At 71.7% G+C, this 17057-nt stretch carries 13 protein-coding genes and 2 pseudogenes; 5 read left to right on the forward strand and 10 right to left on the reverse strand.

Going from position 1 to position 17057, the window contains the following annotated elements; genetic code table 11:
- The first annotated feature begins 121 nt into the window (after positions 1 to 121).
- Positions 122 to 832 carry a mycofactocin oligosaccharide methyltransferase MftM gene (gene mftM / locus FVA95_RS06770; protein WP_149663433.1) on the forward strand — a complete coding sequence of 237 codons (711 nt, stop codon included), beginning with the start codon at positions 122 to 124 and terminating at the stop codon, positions 830 to 832.
- A gap of 154 nt (positions 833 to 986) precedes the next feature.
- Positions 987 to 1181, forward strand: coding sequence for a hypothetical protein (locus tag FVA95_RS06775; RefSeq protein ID WP_149663434.1), 195 nt, complete (start codon positions 987 to 989; stop codon positions 1179 to 1181).
- Between the two features lie 70 nt (positions 1182 to 1251).
- Here FVA95_RS06775 and fabF read toward each other — a convergent pair whose 3' ends face one another.
- The 9 genes from fabF to FVA95_RS06810 form a co-directional block, all read right to left on the reverse strand.
- Positions 1252 to 2517: a beta-ketoacyl-ACP synthase II gene (fabF, locus tag FVA95_RS06780; RefSeq protein ID WP_240051318.1), complete on the reverse strand. Its 1266-nt coding sequence runs from the start codon at positions 2515 to 2517 to the stop codon at positions 1252 to 1254.
- A complete protein-coding gene (locus tag FVA95_RS06785; protein ID WP_149663435.1) occupies positions 2514 to 4235 on the reverse strand; it encodes a thiamine pyrophosphate-binding protein in 1722 nt (573 codons plus the stop codon). Before FVA95_RS06785 ends, fabF begins: the two co-directional genes overlap by 4 nt.
- Positions 4232 to 5215, reverse strand: coding sequence for an ACP S-malonyltransferase (locus tag FVA95_RS06790; RefSeq protein ID WP_193564310.1), 984 nt, complete (start codon positions 5213 to 5215; stop codon positions 4232 to 4234). Before FVA95_RS06790 ends, FVA95_RS06785 begins: the two co-directional genes overlap by 4 nt.
- 43 nt (positions 5216 to 5258) lie before the next feature.
- Complete coding sequence (locus FVA95_RS06795; protein WP_161992218.1) at positions 5259 to 6149, reverse strand: DUF4429 domain-containing protein; 891 nt, start codon at positions 6147 to 6149, stop codon at positions 5259 to 5261.
- Positions 6140 to 7426 (reverse strand): MFS transporter, encoded by a 1287-nt coding sequence (locus FVA95_RS06800; protein ID WP_161992219.1) that lies wholly within the window; start codon positions 7424 to 7426, stop codon positions 6140 to 6142. Before FVA95_RS06800 ends, FVA95_RS06795 begins: the two co-directional genes overlap by 10 nt.
- Before the next feature lie 94 nt (positions 7427 to 7520).
- Positions 7521 to 7604 carry a class III lanthipeptide gene (locus tag FVA95_RS33820; protein ID WP_368667302.1) on the reverse strand — a complete coding sequence of 28 codons (84 nt, stop codon included), beginning with the start codon at positions 7602 to 7604 and terminating at the stop codon, positions 7521 to 7523.
- 85 nt (positions 7605 to 7689) lie between these two features.
- Entirely contained in the window at positions 7690 to 7773 is an 84-nt protein-coding gene (locus FVA95_RS33825; RefSeq protein ID WP_193564314.1) for a class III lanthipeptide, read from the reverse strand.
- Positions 7774 to 7879: 106 nt separating this feature from the next.
- Positions 7880 to 10456 (reverse strand): class III lanthionine synthetase LanKC, encoded by a 2577-nt coding sequence (gene lanKC / locus FVA95_RS06805; RefSeq protein WP_149663438.1) that lies wholly within the window; start codon positions 10454 to 10456, stop codon positions 7880 to 7882.
- A gap of 11 nt (positions 10457 to 10467) precedes the next feature.
- On the reverse strand, positions 10468 to 11178 hold the full coding sequence (locus tag FVA95_RS06810) for a GNAT family N-acetyltransferase (protein WP_161992220.1): 711 nt from the start codon (positions 11176 to 11178) through the stop codon (positions 10468 to 10470).
- 691 nt (positions 11179 to 11869) lie between these two features.
- Between FVA95_RS06810 and FVA95_RS06815 the strand changes: the two genes are divergently transcribed.
- From FVA95_RS06815 to FVA95_RS32695, 3 genes and pseudogenes are all read left to right on the forward strand, one after another.
- Positions 11870 to 12802: a hypothetical protein gene (locus FVA95_RS06815; RefSeq protein ID WP_205015777.1), complete on the forward strand. Its 933-nt coding sequence runs from the start codon at positions 11870 to 11872 to the stop codon at positions 12800 to 12802.
- Positions 12799 to 15555, forward strand: a complete 2757-nt coding sequence (locus FVA95_RS06820; protein ID WP_205015778.1) for an aldehyde dehydrogenase family protein — start codon at positions 12799 to 12801, stop codon at positions 15553 to 15555. Before FVA95_RS06815 ends, FVA95_RS06820 begins: the two co-directional genes overlap by 4 nt.
- A pseudogene (locus tag FVA95_RS32695) lies at positions 15552 to 16775 on the forward strand (cytochrome P450); the annotation flags it as partial. The gene FVA95_RS06820 and the pseudogene FVA95_RS32695, both read left to right, overlap by 4 nt.
- An 87-nt stretch (positions 16776 to 16862) precedes the next feature.
- Here FVA95_RS32695 and FVA95_RS30770 read toward each other — a convergent pair.
- Positions 16863 to 17057 (reverse strand): annotated as a pseudogene (locus FVA95_RS30770) (IS256 family transposase); the annotation flags it as partial.

The following is a 17057-nucleotide window of genomic DNA, read 5'->3' on the forward strand; positions in this document are numbered from 1 at the left end:
CCGGACGCCGGCACTCGCCCCCACCGTCCGGACGGGGAGGGACCGGGCCGTCGGACGTGGTGCGGCGTGCCCGTGACCGCCTAGCGTGGCGTGGGTCCCCCCGCACGCACAGGAGCGATCCATGATCGGAACCGACCGGCTCTCCAACGACCTCGCCGGCTGGCTGGACCGCACCCTGGTGCAGCCCGGGATCCTGCCGGCCGAGCGATTCGAGGAGGCGTTCGTCGCCTGCGTCGCGAGCGCCGCGAAGGACCCCGAGCTCCCGGACGACGCGTGGCTCGCCTTCTACCGCAACACCCTCGACGCGCTGGCCGGAGAGCCGGAGCCGGGCGGCACCAACGCCGAGATGGCGCCGGTGCACGCCCGCGCCCGGTCCCTCGTGCTGGGCGAGGAGGTGCTGGAGCTCGGCTGCTGCTTCGGCTTCCTGTCGCTGCAGCTGGCCCGCGACGGCCACCGCGTCACCGCCACCGACCTCACCGGCGGCACCGTCGACCTGCTGACCCGGATGGCGCCGCAGCTCGGCGCCGACCTCGAGACCCACGTCGCCGACGCGCGTGCCGTCGCGCTGCCCGACGGCTGCGCGGACACCGTGTTCGCCGTGCACCTCGTCGAGCACCTGTCCGAGTCCGACGGCGACGAGGTCGTCGCCGAGATGCTGCGCCTCGCCCGGCGACGGGTGGTCGTCGCCGTCCCGTTCGAGGACGAGCCGAACCCCGCCTGGGGTCACGTCCGGGTCTTCGACGAGCGCGTCCTGACCCGGATCGGGGAGCGCACCGGCCGGTCGTTCACGGTGTCCGAGCACCACGGCGGCTGGCTGGTGATCGACCCCTGAGCGAAATCCGGACGACCCCACCCGATCACGCGTACGACTTTCGTCGCACCCCGCCCCACCTGCGCTGACGACTTCGGACGATCTTCCGGTGAAGGCGTTGGACAGGCTCGGCAGCGTTGTTAGCGTCGATTCCGACGACGACGAAGGAGCAGCGATGAACTGGCGGATCGGACTCGGTGCAGCACTCATCATCGTGGGCGGTGTCCTCGCCCTGTTCTTCACCGACCTGGAGTTCTTCTGGTTCCGGGGTGGCCCGCTCGGGATCGTCCTGGTGATCGTGGGAGTGCTGGACCTGCTCGACGGCCTCCGGCGGGGACGCCGGACGGTGGGGTCCGACCCGGGCCGCTGATGTCGAGACGATGACGGGCGGGGCGGACGGTGATCACCGTCCGCCCCGCCCGTCTCCGTCCGCGCCCGGCTCAGCCGTCCCAGCGGCCCAGGACCAGGACGGCGTTGTGTCCGCCGAACCCGAAGGAGTTGCTCATCGCGATCTGGATGTCGTGTTCCTGCGGGACGTGGGCGACGAAGTTCATCTCCGGGTCCAGCGGGTCTGTGCAGTTGATCGTCGGCGGGGCGACGCCGTCACGCATCGCCAGCGCCGACACGATCGCCTCGACAGCTCCCCCGGCACCGATCATGTGCCCGGTCATCGACTTGGTCGAGCTGACCGGGATCCGCGTGGCGTGCTCGCCGAGCACCTCCCGGATCGACCGGACCTCGCGCTCGTCGCCGACGGGGGTGCTGGTCCCGTGGGCGTTGACGTAGCCGACCGCGTCGGGAGTCAGACCGGCATCGGCCAGCGCGCCGCGCATGGCCGCTTTCGCGCCGGTGCCCTCGGGGTGTGGCGCGGTCCAGTGGTGGGCATCTGAGGTCGCCGCGTAGCCGAGGACCTCGGCCAGGATCGGCGCGCCGCGTCCGACCGCCCGGTCGAGCTCCTCCAGCACGACCACCCCGGCGCCGGCGCTCATTACGAAGCCGTCGCGCGCCGCGTCGAACGGCCTGGACGCGCCGTGCGGGTCGTCGTTGCGGGTGGACAGAGCGCGGGCGTTGCCGCTTCCGGCGAGGTCACCGCGGGTGATGCAGTCGTCGGCCCCACCGGCAACGACGACGTCGGCGTGCCCATAGGCGATCCACCGCGCCGCCTCGCCGATCGAGTCGGTACCGGTCGCGCAGGCCGTGCTCATGGCACGAGTCGGTCCGCACGCCCCGAACTGCATGCTGATCTCACCGGCTGCGTTGTCGATCACACCGGTGACCTGGGCGTAGGGGCTGATCCGCCGTGGCCCGTGGTCGCGCAGCGTGTCCGCGACACCGTGGTTGTAGCGGACGGGACCGTAACCGCTGCCGATGAGCACCCCCAGCCGCGGGGCGAGTTCGTCGTCGACGACGAGCTTCGCTGCGTCGCGTGCTTGCACCGCGGCGGCGAAGGCGTACCGGGCGTAGGTGTCCATCCGCCGGCTCACCGGCCGCGGCAGGTAGACGTCGGGATCGAAACCGCGGATCTCACCGCCGATGCGCGTACTGAGATCGGAGACCTCGAAGCCGGTGATCGGGCTGATGCCGCTACGGCTGGCCAACATCGCCGACCAGGTGCTCTCGACATCGTTGCCGAGCGGGGTGACGGTTCCCCATCCGGTGACGACCACGCGGCGGCGCATTCGGCGAAGGTCCTCGGTGATGGTCATGCGCGGTCTCCGTTCCCGGGTGTGCTGTCGTCGTCGCCCTCGGGGCGCGGGGCAGGGAAGTCGCCGTCCACCTCGGACAGTCCGGGTGGTGCGTCGGCCAGGTCGACGGGCACGTACAGCACGGCCGTGCGCCCCTGTGCACACGCGGCCAGTGCCGCGGCCAGGACCGGGGCCACGTCGCCGCGCGGGTCGAGGGTGGCCCGGTGCACCGTCGGATCCGCCGGTGCCGGCGGCGGTCCGACGTCGGTGACGAACCCGAACCGGGCGCGGTCCAGGTCTCGCTGGTCCGCTTGGGACTGCAGCCAGCCGTAGCCGCCGTTGCACAGCACGACGTACAGGACTCCGGCGCGTTCGCGGTGCGCGGTGACCAGGTCGGCCGAAGCGAGCGCGAAAGCGCCGTCGCCGACGAACGCGACCACCTGACGTCCCGGCGCGCCGATCGCGACGCCGGTCGCGGCAGCCGCACCGAAGCCGAGGCTGGTCTGTTCCGAGGGCACGATCGACCCTGCTCCGGCCCGGCACGGCAGGTACGGGAACAGGTAGGACCACATGTCGGTCAGACCGTTCTCCTGCACCAGCACCCGTTCCGCCGGGAGCGTCCGGTCGAGCGCGGCGAGCAACCGGGCGACTGGCGGGCCCCCGGGCCCGCCGGCTGTGCGGGCCTCCGCGTCGAGCTCCGCGCGGGTGGCCCCGATCCGTTCGCGCCACTCCGGTTCGGCGCCGGGGCCGCCGCCGGTCACCTCGTGCAACGCGGCGACGACCGCCCCAACGTCGCCGACGACCCGCGGCCCAGGAAAGGACGCGGACAGGTCCTCGGCGTCGAGGTTGACCTGCAGCACGGTGGGCACACCCGCGCCCAACACAGTGGTCTCCTCGAGCCGGCTGCCGAGGGCGACGACAAGATCCGCGTCGTGCCACACCTTCTCGGCGGCCGGGCGGAGATAGAGACCGGACAGCCCGAGGAAGCGCGGATGGGCCTCGTCGATGGTCCCGCGCCCGGACGCGGTGGCGAACATCGCGGCACCGGTCCGGTCGGCGAGCCGCTCGATGCGCCGGTCGGCGTTGCGGTGGCGGGCCCCGCCACCCACCAGCAGCACCGGCCTGCGCGCGGCGCGGAGAGCCGCGACCGCCGCGCTGTCCCGGCCGAAACGGAACGCCGTCGACACCTCCACGGCCGAGGACCACGGCAGGGGCCGTTCGACCGGGGCGGTGCCGAGATGGTCGGGCAGCTCCAGGTAGACCGGACCGGGACGACCCGCGACGGCGGCAGTCCAGGCCCGTTCGACCGCGCCGGGTACCCGGTCGGGGTGGTCGACCCGTTCCGCCCAACCCACGAGCGGACGGACCACCGAGAGCTGGTCGAGCTCTTGGAACGCCGCGGTTCCTCGGGCGCGCACTGCGGTCCCGGAGGCGAGGACCAGCACCGGGGCGGCCGAGCACGATGCCTCGAGCAGTCCTGTGAGCGCGTTCGTCACGGCGGGGCCCTTGCCGACGGCCAGCACCGCGGGCCGGCCGGTCTGGAGTGCGTACCCGGTCGCGGCGAACGCGGCGTTGCGCTGGTCGCGGCACAGCACCATCCGCAGTCGGTGGTCGCGCACGGCCGCCAGGAGCAGCAGGGCGTCGGACGGGAGACCGAAGATCGTGTCCACCCCGGCGGAGGCCAGGAAGTCCGCGACGGTGTGCCACGCCCCCGGGTAGGTCCGGGCGGCGTCGCTCACCGGTCCCCTCCCGTCGCCGCGACTGTGGCGGGGACCCGGTCGGGACGAGCCGGTGCCGGGAGGCGAAACGCCGTAGCCGGATGGTCGAGCACCGACCGCGGTGTGAGGACGGCAGTCGGCACGGTGCGCGCGGTCAGCCGGCCGAACATGGTGCGCGGTCCGATGACGACGGCGCGGTCGGCGCCGGCCCGGCGGATCGCCGACGAGACAGCAGCCCAGTGCACCGGGGTCACCCAGCCGTCGAGCAGGTCGTCGCGGATCTCATCGGGACCGGTCAGCAGCTCGCCGGTGACGTCGGACAGCATCGGCAGCGGGGACCGGAACCACCGCAGGTCGTGGTAGACCTCGGCAGCCAGGCGGTCTCGCAGTCCTTGGACCAGCGAGCAGTGTTCGGCCCGGTTCATCGAGTAGAACGCGTGCCCGCCCGCCTCGGCGACGAGTTCGCGCATCCGGTCGAGTCCGGTCACGGTCCCCGATACCGCGTGCACGGAGTTGTCGAGGTAGATCGACCCCTCGACGACGTGTCCCTCCGCCCGGGCCCGCGCGACGAGCCCGTCGACTGTCGCAGCGTCGAGGCGGTAGAAGAAGAAGCAGCCCAGCGGGTCCGGACGGGAGCCGAACCAGTCGAGCTCGACGCGGGTGCTCTCCCGGACTAGCCGCAGCGCGTCGTGGTAGGGCAGGGCACCGGCCCAGACCGCCCCGACGATCGCGCCGAAACTCTGGCCGCCGAACGCGATCGGGTCCAGGTCCAGGGTGTCGTCGGCCCAGTCGGCCAGAGCGAGGCTGAGTGCGAGAACCCCGGCCTCGTAGACCTCCCAGTCGTAGACCTCCGCGTCGCGGTAGGCGTCGACCAGGCTGTAGCCGAGTACCTCGTCGGCCTCGCGCAGGCGAGCGCGCGCGTACATGTCGGTCCGGAGATAGGTCTCGATCGTGGCGAAGGTCGTCGGGACCAGCCCCGGGAAGTAGACGATGTCGGCCATCGGTCCTCCTCGTGTCGGTGCGGCGGGTGGCGGTGGTGACTGGTCAGAGCCGGTCGAGCAACTCGTCCCGGCGGCGGACGAAGTCCGCGGGATCGAGCAGGCCGTCGGCTACCAGGCCGTCCAGGGCCCGGACGGCAGCGGCGATCCGCCCGGGGTCGGCCGCCGGGTGGGTGCTCGCGGCACGGGGCGGGCCCGCGCCGTCGGCCGTCGCCGTGCGGGTACGTACGGCCAGCGCAGCGGCGAAGAGCAGCGACGCGGTGAGACCGCCGAGGCCGAGCCCGAACAACAGGGCAGCCGGATCATCGGAGGCCGGTGGCGCGGTCGGCGCCGCATCCGCCGCGACGACCCGCAGATGGCCGGAGACCAGACCCGGTCGGACCCACTCGACGCGATCGATCTCGGCGTAGCGGTGGACGGTGTCGCCCGCGCGCTGCTTCGCCTCCGACGCCGCCCCGTTCCAGCGGAACCTCAGCGCGTCCTCGTCGAGCCACGCCTCGCCGTCGTAACCGCGTAACCGCGCCGGCGGGTCGGCGGCATGGGTCAGGTAGGTCGCACACGGCCGGTCGGAGTCGGGGTTCAGCTCGGCGTGCAGCGCGAGAGTTCGCGCGTGGTGAGCTGCCAGGTCGGTCTGCTCTCGGTCCAGCTCCAGTCGGTAGGGATGGTGTTCCGGCCGCAGCTGGCCCGCTGCCACGTCGAGATAGGGATCGGCGCCCGGCCGCAGCTCGAGCCGCAGGACCGGGCATCCCTCACCTGTCGCCAGGTGGACCCCCGACAGCGCGACGAGCGGGACGGTCCGCACGCCGATCCGGCGCAACAGCCCGGGCGAGCCGGGCGAGTCGGCGTACTCGACCACGACCCGGTCGTGCTCGATCGTCCACGAGGCGTTGCGTCCGTTCAGCCGGAAACCCGGGTCTCCGGGTGCAGTCAGGTCCACGGTCCCTCCCCGGGATCGATGCGGCGGTGACGGGCGTCGCCGAGCGCCCGGAACGGACGGGCGAGGAGCAGCGGCAGCGCGGCGAGCGCGTAGACGACGCCGAGGACGACGAACGTGCCGTGCACGTCGCCCGTGGCGAGTGCCCAAGTCAGCAAGGACACGCCGGCCGGCCCCGGGGCGGACACGACCGTCGTGGCCGTGCCCGCGACGGTGCCGAACATCCGTGGCGGAACCCGCTCCTGCAGCTCCTGCATGTAGATCAGGTCGACCGGACTGATGAGGACACCTGCGACGGCGACGAGCACCAGTGCGGCCACCGGTCCGGGGCACCAGGGCAGCAGTACGACGACCGTCGCGAGCGCGAGGTAACCGGTCAGATACACCACGCGCCGCTTCAGCCGGTGTCCGGCCAGTCCGAACGCGACGGTGCCCACCAGCGCGCCCGCACCGAACGCGGCGGCCAGGCCGCCATACCAGGCCGGGTCGCCGAGCAACCGGTCGGCGTAGCTGGTCAGGCCGATCGTGACGAGACCGGAGTCAAGGGTGGCGAACAACGCGGTCACCACGACGAGTGCGCGCAGCACCCGGTCACCCCGTAGGTACCGCAGGGCCTCCCGCAGCCCGTCACGATAGCGGGACCGATCGGCCGCCGCCTCGGGCACCGGTTCGCCGGAGGAACCGAGCACCCTGCCGAGTAGGGTGAGCAGGACGACGGCGACTCCTCCGGCGGCGGCGTCGACGATCAGCGGTGCGACCGTTCCGGAGGCCGCGACGAGCCCCCCGGCGGCGACCGGTCCAGCGATGGTCGCGACAGCGCTCATCGCCCGAAGCGTGGCATTGGCCCGTTCGAGTGTCCCGCCAGCTCCTGCAGCGAGCCGAGGCATCAGTCCGAAGGCGGCGATCCGGCCGGGCTCGTCCGCCGCGGACCGGACCGCGGTGAGCGCGAGCAGCGCCCAGCCGGGCAGTGCGCCCGCGCGGTGCAGTACGACGAGAGCGACGGTGGCGAGCAGGCCCAGCAGAACTCCGGCGAGCCAGCTGCGACGCATCCCCCACCGGTCCAGGACCGGCCCCATCAGCAGGCCGGTCAACACCGAGGCCGCGACGGCGGCGGTGACGGCCGCCCCGGTCAGCCCGGTGCTGCCGGTGGACTCGAGGACGAAGAGCGGGAACCCGACCGCACCGACGGTGTTGCCGGCGAGCGCGGTGCCGAACGCGGCCCGCACCAACGCCGACGCAGCGCGGGTGGGCTGGGCGGTGACCGCGACAGGTGTGGTCATCATCGCCCCCGTGAGCGGGCCGGCCGGGGGCCGGCGGGACAGGACGAGCCGGTGCGACGCGCACGCGCCGCACCGGCTCGGGGAAGCGGACCGGTCAGCAGCCGGTGCTGACGGTGCTGCCCGGAAGCGCCGACTCAGCGGCAGAGGTCTCCAGAGCCTGCAGGTCGAGAACGTTCATCGTTGTCACCCCCTGTTCAAATCAGGCGCTCGAAATGAATCAGCCGCGCGCGCCGAACGCATTTCCCGGACCCCTCCTCGAAGATTTAGCAGCTGGAACTGACCGTGCTTCCGGGCAGCGCCGACTCGACGGCGGAGGTCTCCAGGTCCTGCAGGTCGAGAACATTCATCGTCAGATCCTCTCAGGTGATTGCTGATGATTTTCTTGCATCCCCGGCGGCCGACCGATGGTCGCGCGCACACGACGTAGCAGACCACAACCCCAGCTCATCGGGGTCAATGGTCGACCAAGAGGGGCAGGAATGGGCGCTTCGGATCCAGTGCCGAACCGATCGCGGAGAGCACTCCAGCATTTCCCGTTCCCATATCCATGGACAAGCGGCTACATCCGTCACCGGGAAAGGAGACATGTCCATGGAAAGCGAGTGAGTGCCACTCCATCTTCGAGAGGTGGCCCATCACCTGCGCTGGATCGACATTAGCACGCACCGACTGCGCCAGTCGAGCAGAAGCGGCGAGAAGTCCCGCACGACCGGAGAAGAGATTGGGTTCTGCGACAAACTCGCTATCGCATGCCGCGGAGAGCGCGTCCAATGCCGCCCGCGCGCGTTCGTCGTCGGTCCGGGCCAGAAGGGCGTCGGCGGCCAGGGCGATACCGGCGCTACCGACCTCCAGGTAGGGCAGCGTGCGAAACCCCCCGTCCACTTGCAGCGTGCCGTCGGCGACGGTGACGCACAGGTCCAGGTCCCGGCCCAGCGCCTGGCACGCCGCCCGAGCCCACCGATCCTCACCGGTTGCGTCGAGCAGCCCGAGGAACAGCAAACACGGTCCGGACCAGCCGCGCAGAAGGCCGCCGTGGGTCCCCGGGTCACGCGCGCGGCCGAGCGCGCCCGGCGGACGGTCGATCCCGCACGGACCGCCTGAGTCCAGCGCGGCCGCGACCCGTTCGCCTGTTCGCACCGCGGCCGCCAGCAGCGTGGGTTCGTCGTGTCGTGCCCCGAGGTGAAGCTGATTCAGCCCGATGCCGGCCAGCCCTCCGAGCCATGTCAGGTCAGCGGCCTGCTCGACCTCGGGCGCGGCGCGACGCAGGAGATCCATGGCCTCGCCGGTGTGTCCGAGCAGATCGAGCACGTGCGCGACACCATCCGCGCCGTCGCCGAGGCCCGGCCCGCCGAGCAGCGGACCGCGCGCACGCGTACGCAGCCAGTCCTCATGTTCAGGGTCGACAGGACTCCCGTGCACGACCTGGGCCCACAGGACGCCCGCCGCACCGTGGGCGAACCCGGCGCCACCGGTCCGGAACGCCTCGATGTCACCGGGGAAAAGCCGGTCGGTGCGCCACGGGGTGGCGGAAGCGGCGATCGCACTGTTCAGCGAGTCGAGCGCGACGGACCAGTCCACCGGCCCACGGGGTGCCGTGATCGGCGACGGCATCGTGACCGTCGGACGCGCGCCGGCCCGGATGTCGGCGACGAGGTCGGAGGGAAGGTCGAACAGCTGCCGTGCGACGTCGACCAGCGGGTCCAGCTTGTCGGGAGCGAGCGAGAGCAGGGACGTCAGCGGCAGGAACAGCCACAGCGTCAGCACCGCGAGGGCGTGCCGATCGACCTCCGCACCCGCCTTGCCGGGCGCGACGAACCCGGCGTGGCCCATCTCTTGGCGGCGCTCCTCGGCGAGGGAGGACGCGTTCTCGAAGTCCACCAGCCCGACCCGCATTCCGTCCGGACCGTCGTCGACGAGGATGTTGGCCGGATGCAGGTCACCGAAGACCACACCACGCGCGTGCAGTCGATCGACCAGGCCCGCGACCCGGTCGCGCAGGTCGAGCGCACGTTCCACGTAGCGGGCCCGGTCGGCGGCCGTCCCGCCAGGACCGATCAGCGGATGGTTCAGCGCCATCCACAGCTGCAGTGTCCGGCCCGGGATCCGGGTCATCGCCAGGAAGCGGTGGTCGGCGGCGGTGAAGACGTCGACGAGCTGCGGCACACCGTCCAGGCCGTCGAGCAGGCGCAGTATCGCTGCTTCGTGGTCGAGCCGGGCGACGGCATCGGATCCGGACCGGCTCAGGCCGGCGTGCGGACGCCCCTCCTTCAGGACGACCTCCTCCACACCGCTTCCGGCAGGGTCCGGGCGGTGGGCCACATACACCCCACCGCCGTTGGAGAAGTGCAGGGCCTCGGTCACGCACCAGTCGACGCCGGGGTCGGCCGCGGAACGCCGGGCGAGCGCTTCGCGCAGGAACGCCGGCGGGTCCACCCAGTCCGGCATCGTGAACACCGGGCGGCGCTCATCGGGCACCAGGGTCCCGTCCGGCCGGGCGATCGCCAGGACGCGCTCGCCGTCCGGCGCGGTGCACCACCGATTGCGGAAGCCCCCGTAGCGGACGTACAGGGGCCCGTCCTCCCAGCGCAGGTCGGTCAGGACCCGCGGCCCCGGTCGCCCGCCCACCTCGCCCTGCAGACCGGTGAGCACCCGGCGCAGCTCGTCATGGTCGCGCGGGTAGAGCGCGAGCACCTTTCCGCCGGACGGACGCGGGGCGTACTTCAGGTTGTGGGCGAGGACCAGTGTGGGACCGGACAGGAACTTGACCGTGACCCCGTTGTCCAGCGCCCACCGCACGACCAGACCGACGAGTTCGGCCGCGTTGTCCGGAGTGGCGGAGACATGCACCTTCCAGCCCTGGTCGGGAAGCTCCACCCCGGGCGGGCGAAGCACCACCCACGGGCCGGTCCGCTCCCGCTCCCAGCCCGGCGGCAGCGGGCCGGACACCTCGGCAAAGGTCTCCCCGTCGGTGTCCGGGGCGTCGAAGAAGACCCGGTCGGACAACGTGTACAGCTCGGCGAGCGGTTTCACCGGCGCGCCTCTCAGTACGGTCGCCGCTGTGCGGCGCGGTCCTCGAAACCACGCAGCGACGTCGGCGGGTCGGCGGCCAGGTACTTCGCGAACAGGGTGCGGGCCCGGACCTTGTCCCGTTCGGGCACGAGGTCGGCGACCGGCATCAGCTCCGCGTGCTCACGCGCGCCGACGAGGAACTCGTCCCGCAGGATCGACCAGACGGTGCGGTCGTGGTACTCGCCGTCGAGGAAGTAGTAGTCCCGCAGCACACCTTCCAGAACGAATCCGCCCCGGGTCAGCATGCTCATCGTGTGCCGGTTGAACGACGCCGTCGTGAACTCGACACGGTGGGCATTGAGCTGGTGGAACAGTAGATCCACCAGCAGTGTGAACGCCTCGGCGCCCGCACCGGCCCCCCAGAGCCCCGGATCACCGACCGCCCCGCCGACGGCATAGGAGCCGGCGCTGCCGACCTGTCGGTAGTTGACCACCCCGATGGTGGCGCCGTCGGGGTGGTCGACCATGAGGTACCGCACCCGAGCGCTCTCGTTCGCCTCGCGGATGTCGCTGGCGAACACGAGCTCGTTCGCGTCACCGGTCAATGCGGCGGTGGGGGACAACGGCTTCAGCCATTGCTCGACGAGTCGATAGTCGGATTCGTCCGGCCAACGCAGGGAGCAGAGCTTGTCGGGCATTGTCGTATCGCCTCCATCGAGCACGCGAATGACGTCTGCGCGCACACGCGGAATGGGCGTCCGCGCGTTACGGACAGGAATGATCGGCGCGGCAGGATGGGTAACCGCACGGATCGGAGCGGCCGCGGGCCGTCGTGCACCGCGCGCCGACATCGTTCGTCGGCCGATGTCGACGAACAGGATCGCCTCGCCGCAGTGCTAAGTCGGCTCGTGCCGGATGGTCACGATCGTTCCCCCCAGAACATCGAAAGCATCAGTACCGAATCAGTACAAGGATGTGCTGTCCCTCGAGGCGAACCGCGTCGAGCGACGCGCAGGGGCGCCTCTGCGCCCTTCCCCCCGGAATCCTGCGTACCGAAAGTAGCACGGTCGAGGTCCGAGTCAACACGATCTGGTGGATCTCGCCGGGCAGCGTCACGCGCGTTACGGGGTCACATCACATACCTCAGGTGAACGACGGGTGTCCGGGTACATCGAAGTATGTATGAGTATTGGTTCTTCCGAGGGAAACGCGGTCGTATCTGCCCGGCGGAGCCTTGCCCGGCAGGAGATCGTCTCCGTACCGTCCCCGGCGCGGTCACTCGACCGCGGTGCTGATCCCCCTTTCCTGCATTCGCTCATCCCCACCGGGCGGACGCAGATCGTCGCGTGCCCGCCGGACCTCACCGGCCGGCACCGCTTTCGTCCGCCCACGACGACGAGGCGGGTACCCGTGTCGCGCTGGACGACGTTGCTCATGGACGAGGCCGAACTCTCGAGGCTCCCGGACATCCCGATCGGGGACGTGCTCCGGCACGCCGACCTGGTCACCCGGGAACGGCCGGGACCGATCGATCTGTACCGCCGATGGGAACGCCAGCAGTGGTCAGCCGAGGACCTCGGGCTGGAGCAGGACGCCGCCATGATGGCCGACTCCCGGGTGCCCGAACCCGTGCGTGCGCTGCTCCGGGAGACCGTGGCGACCTTCATCATCGGTGAGTACACCGGACTCGACATGCTCGGTCCGATCCTGATCGGGTCGCCCGACGAGGAGTACTCGCTGTTCCTCGGCACCCAGGTCGCCGACGAGGCTCGGCACACCCGGGCGGTGTTTCGGATGGGCGAGGAGGTGCTGGGGCTCGACCCCGACCCGCGCCGGATGCTCGCCCAGGCGTGGCAGATGTCCACACCGGCGCACACCGAGCTCGCCCTGCTGGAGGGCGAGGTCATGCGCGGGGTGACCCGTACCCCCGACGACCACGCAGCCTGGCTCCAGGCGGTGGCATTGTTCCACCTCGTCACCGAGGGCGTCCTCGCCCTGGTCGGACAGCGAGTGCTCGTCCACGCGCTGCGCGAAATTCGGCTGTTCGACGGCATCAAGGCCGCCTTCACCGCCATGTGCCGCGATGAGTCCCGCCACGTCGGCTTCGGTCTGCACGCGCTGCGTCGCGGGGTGCTCGACGGCCACGCCGACGCCGTGCACGACGTCCTGGAACGGGCGGTGCCGATCGCACTGCGCCTGGACGAGGAGTTCGACGGCATCGCCACCGACTTCCGTCCGATGAGCATCGACATCCTGCGCCGGCACCTGTCGGTGATCGGCGCCGATCCCGTCTTCGTGTCCCACCTGCTCGACCGCCACGACCCCCGCCTGCCGCAGCACGCCGACCTCCGGAGGACCGCGCCGTGACCATCGACCACCGTCCGACCGTCCACGGCGGTTCGGCTGTCCCCCGCCCGACATCCCCCGCCGACCGGGTAGCCGCTGTCGACGCCTGGTCCCGGCTCGTCCCGGACGGCGCCTCCCCCCTCACCGGTGACGACGTCCACTCCGGATGCGCCGCGGTCGTCGCCGGACTACGCGCCCACGGGGTGCGGCCCGGGAGTCGGGTCGCTCTGGTCGCCGAGAACTCCACCGGCTCGGTGCTGGCCCTGCTCGCCCTGATGCACGCCGGCGTGTCGCTGATCCTGCTCGATCCCCGTCAGGACGCGGGAGGCCGGGCCCGTGCCCTGGCCCGCGCCGGGGCCTGCATCGTGGTCTGCGACCCTGCTGTGACCGTCCCTGCCGGCGTCACCCGTGTCGACCTGACCACCCTGCTCCCCGACCGGCGCGAACCCGCACCGGCGTTCACCCTCGACCTCGCGACGTGGCGCGGACGCGAGGACGCGCTGATCGTGTTCTCGTCCGGGACCACCGGCGAACCGACCGGTGTCGTGCGCTCCGGGGAGAGCGTCTACGCCAACATCGCCCGCACCCAGCGGCGCATGGGTTACGTCTCGGACGACGTGTTCCTGCCGCTGCTCCCCTTCTCCCACCAGTACGGCCTGTCGCTGGTGCTGCTGTGGTGGTGCTCCGGCGGACGTCTGGTCCTCGTCCCGCACACTCGCGCCGACCGCGCGCTGGCGGCGATCGAACGGCACGGGGTGACGGTCGTCGACGCCGCGCCGTCCACCTACCACAGTCTGCTCAACCTGCTCGGCTCGCGCGAACGGCCCGACGTCACGGGAGTGAGGATGTGGTGCGTCGGCGGGGCCCCGCTGGGTTCGGCCCTCACCGACAGATTCACCGAGCTCGTCGGCCGGCCGCTGCTCGACGGCTACGGCAGCAGTGAGGCGGGCAACATCGCGCTGTCCTCGCCGTCGGACCCCCGGCTGTGCGGACTTCCGCTGCCGGGGATCGCGGTGCAGGTGGTGGACACGGCCGGCCGGCCGGTCGACGACGGAGAAACCGGCCGGATCGTCGTCGACACCCCAGACCTCATGACCGGGGTGCTGGGTGCGGACGGCACGGTCCTGCCGGCCCGCACCCGCCTGCTGCACACGGGGGACATCGGTTACCGCACCCCAGAGGGACATATCGCCGTGCTCGGGCGCGACGGCGCCGTCCACCGGCACGGCCACACCCTGTACCCCGAGGCTCTCGCCCGTCGCGCCGAGGCCGCCGGGGCACCGGTGCAGGTCCTCGCCGTGAACGACAACCGGCGTGGTTCCAACCTGGTCTTCGTCGTCGCCGACCCGGCCCGTCGCGACGCCCGCTTCTGGCGCCAGGAGCTGCGCCCGCTGCTCTCGGAGCACGAACAGCCGAACAAGGTCGCGGTGGTCGGGGCGTTCCCGCTGAACCGGACGGGCAAGGTGGACGTCCGGGCCCTGCGAGCGCTGCTCGACACCGACAGCGAAGACACCGTCCCGGGACCGGTGGCACTGCCCGCCGGCCCCGCGAGCTCCCTGGTCCCGCTACCGGAGCGGCTCCCCGCGCTGGAGGCCGTCACCCGGTACCTCGTCGAGCACCGCGGTGAGATCCTCGCGGTGCTGACCGAGGTGTCGAACCACCGCACCGCTGACGCCGAGATCGACACCTCGATCGCCACCCTCCGCGGCGCGGTGGGTGAGGTGTCGACGCGACGGCCGGCAGTCGTCGACCGCATCGCGGTGTTCATGCCCTCGAACATCCCGCTCTACGCCTACGTGCTGTACCTGCTCGTTCCCAGTCTGTACGGCAGGGCAGTCACCTTCCGGCCGTCGAGCCACTTGCGCGATCAACTCGAACGTCTGCACGCCCGGCTCGAGCCGGTGCACGGGCTGCCGATCACGATGTCGGACACGACCCAGCGGGAGTTCGTCGCGGGCCCCGTCGCGGAAGCCGATGTCGCGGTGTTCACCGGCACCTACGCCAACGCCGAGCGGATCCGGGACCGGCTCCGGCCCGAGCAGCTGTTCGTCTACTTCGGCCAGGGGGTGAACCCTCTCGTCGTCGGTCCGGACGCCGACGTCGACCTGGCCGTGCGCGACGCCGTCGAGATCCGGCTGTTGAACTCCGGACAGGACTGCTTCGGCCCCGACGTGATGTTCGTGCACGACTCGGTGGCCGGGCGGTTCCACGAGCTGCTTGCGAAGCGCATCGACGAGCTGCGCTTCGGCGCGTACACCGACCCCGACGCCGACTACGGCGCGATGTACTACGAGCAGGCGTTCGGGTTCGCCCTGGAGCACCTCCACACGAACGCCGCCCACATCGTGCACGGCGGGGAGGTGCACGTCCCGACCCGCCGGATGCAGCCGACCGTGCTGAGCCGCCCGATCACGACCCGGAAGCCACGCTGCGAGGAGCTGTTCGCGCCGATCTTCAACGTGCAGACCTTCGCCCGGTTCGACGACCTGCACTCGGTCCTCGCCTCGCCGTTCTTCGAGGAGCGGGCGATGGGGGCGATGGTCTACGGCGACCTGCCCGAGACCGTCGAGCTGCTCGCCCGCAGGCACGAGGTGTGCCGCAACACGACCCTGCTGCACACCGACGACGGCAACGCGCCGATGGGCGGTCGGGGGATGGTCGCGAACTATGTCGCGCACCGCGGTCGGCGCAGTGCCGAGCCGTTGCTGGTCTCCAAGGCGGTGGCCGACCATCTCGGCACCGCCGGTGCCGGACGGACGCGGGTGACCGGGTGACCGCCACGACCACCCCGCGCCGGCCGGCGTCGACGCCACCGGGGCCTCGTGGTCCGCTCGCCTGGCAGACCGCGCGCTACTGGGTCGCGCCCCGGTCGACCCTGCGCCGGTGGCGGCGCCGCTACGGCGAGGTCGTTGCAGCCCGGGTCGCGCCGATGGGCCGCACCCTGTTCCTGTTCGACCCCGACGACATCCGCACGCTCGTGCGGGCCCGGCAGGACGAGTTCCGCGCAGGGGCGGCGAACGCTCGGCTCGGCGGCCCGACCAGCGAGCACTCGCTGCTCGTTGTGGACGGCCGGGTGCACGCAGAGCACCGCGCGCTGCTGACTCCGGCGTTCCACGGCCGGGCCGTGCGCGGGCAGGAGGAGCGGATCGCCGCCATCGCCGCCCGCGAGGTGGAGCTCTGGCCCGACGATCGCGTCTTCCCGGTCCTGGAGTCGTGCCGCGCCATCGCCCTGGAGGTGATCCTCCGGCTGGTGCTCGGGTTCGACGACGACGATGACGCGATCGGGCCGGCCATGACGACGCTCACCGCGAGCGAGTCGGTGTGGGAGATGGCCGTCGGCGGGCTCCCTCTCCTCCGCGGGGCGGGCATCCGCCGACGGGAGACGGCACTCACCCACGCTCATGAGCTGCTCTCCGAGCGCATCGCGACCCACCGCGACGATCCGAGGCTGCCCGAACGCCGCGACGCGCTCGCGCTGTTGCTGCGTGCCCGCGACGCGGACGGCGCCCCGCTGCCCGACCGGGCCGTGTCCGACCAGCTGCTCACCCTTCTCGTCGCCGGGTACGAGACCTCCGCCACGGCGCTGGCCTGGACCCTGGAACGGCTCGCGCGCGACCCCGAGGTGCACCGGCGTGCGACACGGGCTGCCGACGAGGGTGACCGGGCCTGGTTGACCGCGCTGGTCAGGGAGAGCCTGCGGGTGCGCACCGTCGTCCCGGACCTGAGCCGGATGGCTGTGCGCGACACCGAACTGGCTGGCTTCCGGGTCCCGGCCGGGACGATCGTCACCCCGTGCCTGGACAGCGTCCACGAGTCCCCTGCGGTGTTCCACGACCCCCAACGGATGTGCCCGGAACGGTTCCGCGAGCGCGGGTCGACGGCGGATTGGTTCGCCTTCGGCGGCGGAATCCGCCGCTGCCTGGGTGCCGCGTTCGCCGAGACCGAACTGCGGGTCTCGTTGGAAGAGATCCTGCGACGGCGAACGGTCACCGCGTCGCACCGCCGCGGCGAGCGACGGGTTCGTCGTCACATCACCGCCGAACCGGGGTCTGTAACGAGAACGGTGGTTCCGGCGATGTTGTCAGTAGTGCTCGGCGCCCGGCCAGCGGTCACCGAAAGTGATGGCGAAGGCGTTGAGGACTGGCTTCCAGCGCATCATCCATCGGGTGTGGCCTCGTCCGGTCGGGTCGAGGCTGCGGGTGACGAGGCTGCGGGTGACAAGGTACAGACATTTCATCGCGGCCTGCTCGCTGGGGAAATGCCCTCGCGCTCGGAC

Source organism: Pseudonocardia sp. EV170527-09 (assembly GCF_008369905.1).
Lineage (GTDB): Bacteria > Actinomycetota > Actinomycetes > Mycobacteriales > Pseudonocardiaceae > Pseudonocardia.

Bases quoted from the DNA above. Each gene is read 5' to 3' on its own strand.
- FVA95_RS33825 (WP_193564314.1), bottom strand. From the start codon at position 7,773: ATGAATGTTCTCGACCTGCAGGACCTGGAGACCTCCGCCGTCGAGTCG.
- FVA95_RS06800 (WP_161992219.1), bottom strand. From the start codon at position 7,426: ATGACCACACCTGTCGCGGTCACCGCCCAGCCCACCCGCGCTGCGTCG.
- FVA95_RS33820 (WP_368667302.1), bottom strand. From the start codon at position 7,604: ATGAACGTTCTCGACCTGCAGGCTCTGGAGACCTCTGCCGCTGAGTCG.
- FVA95_RS06790 (WP_193564310.1), bottom strand. From the start codon at position 5,215: ATGGCCGACATCGTCTACTTCCCGGGGCTGGTCCCGACGACCTTCGCC.
- FVA95_RS06775 (WP_149663434.1), top strand. From the start codon at position 987: ATGAACTGGCGGATCGGACTCGGTGCAGCACTCATCATCGTGGGCGGT.
- fabF (WP_240051318.1), bottom strand. From the start codon at position 2,517: ATGACCATCACCGAGGACCTTCGCCGAATGCGCCGCCGCGTGGTCGTC.
- FVA95_RS06815 (WP_205015777.1), top strand. From the start codon at position 11,870: ATGGACGAGGCCGAACTCTCGAGGCTCCCGGACATCCCGATCGGGGAC.
- mftM (WP_149663433.1), top strand. From the start codon at position 122: ATGATCGGAACCGACCGGCTCTCCAACGACCTCGCCGGCTGGCTGGAC.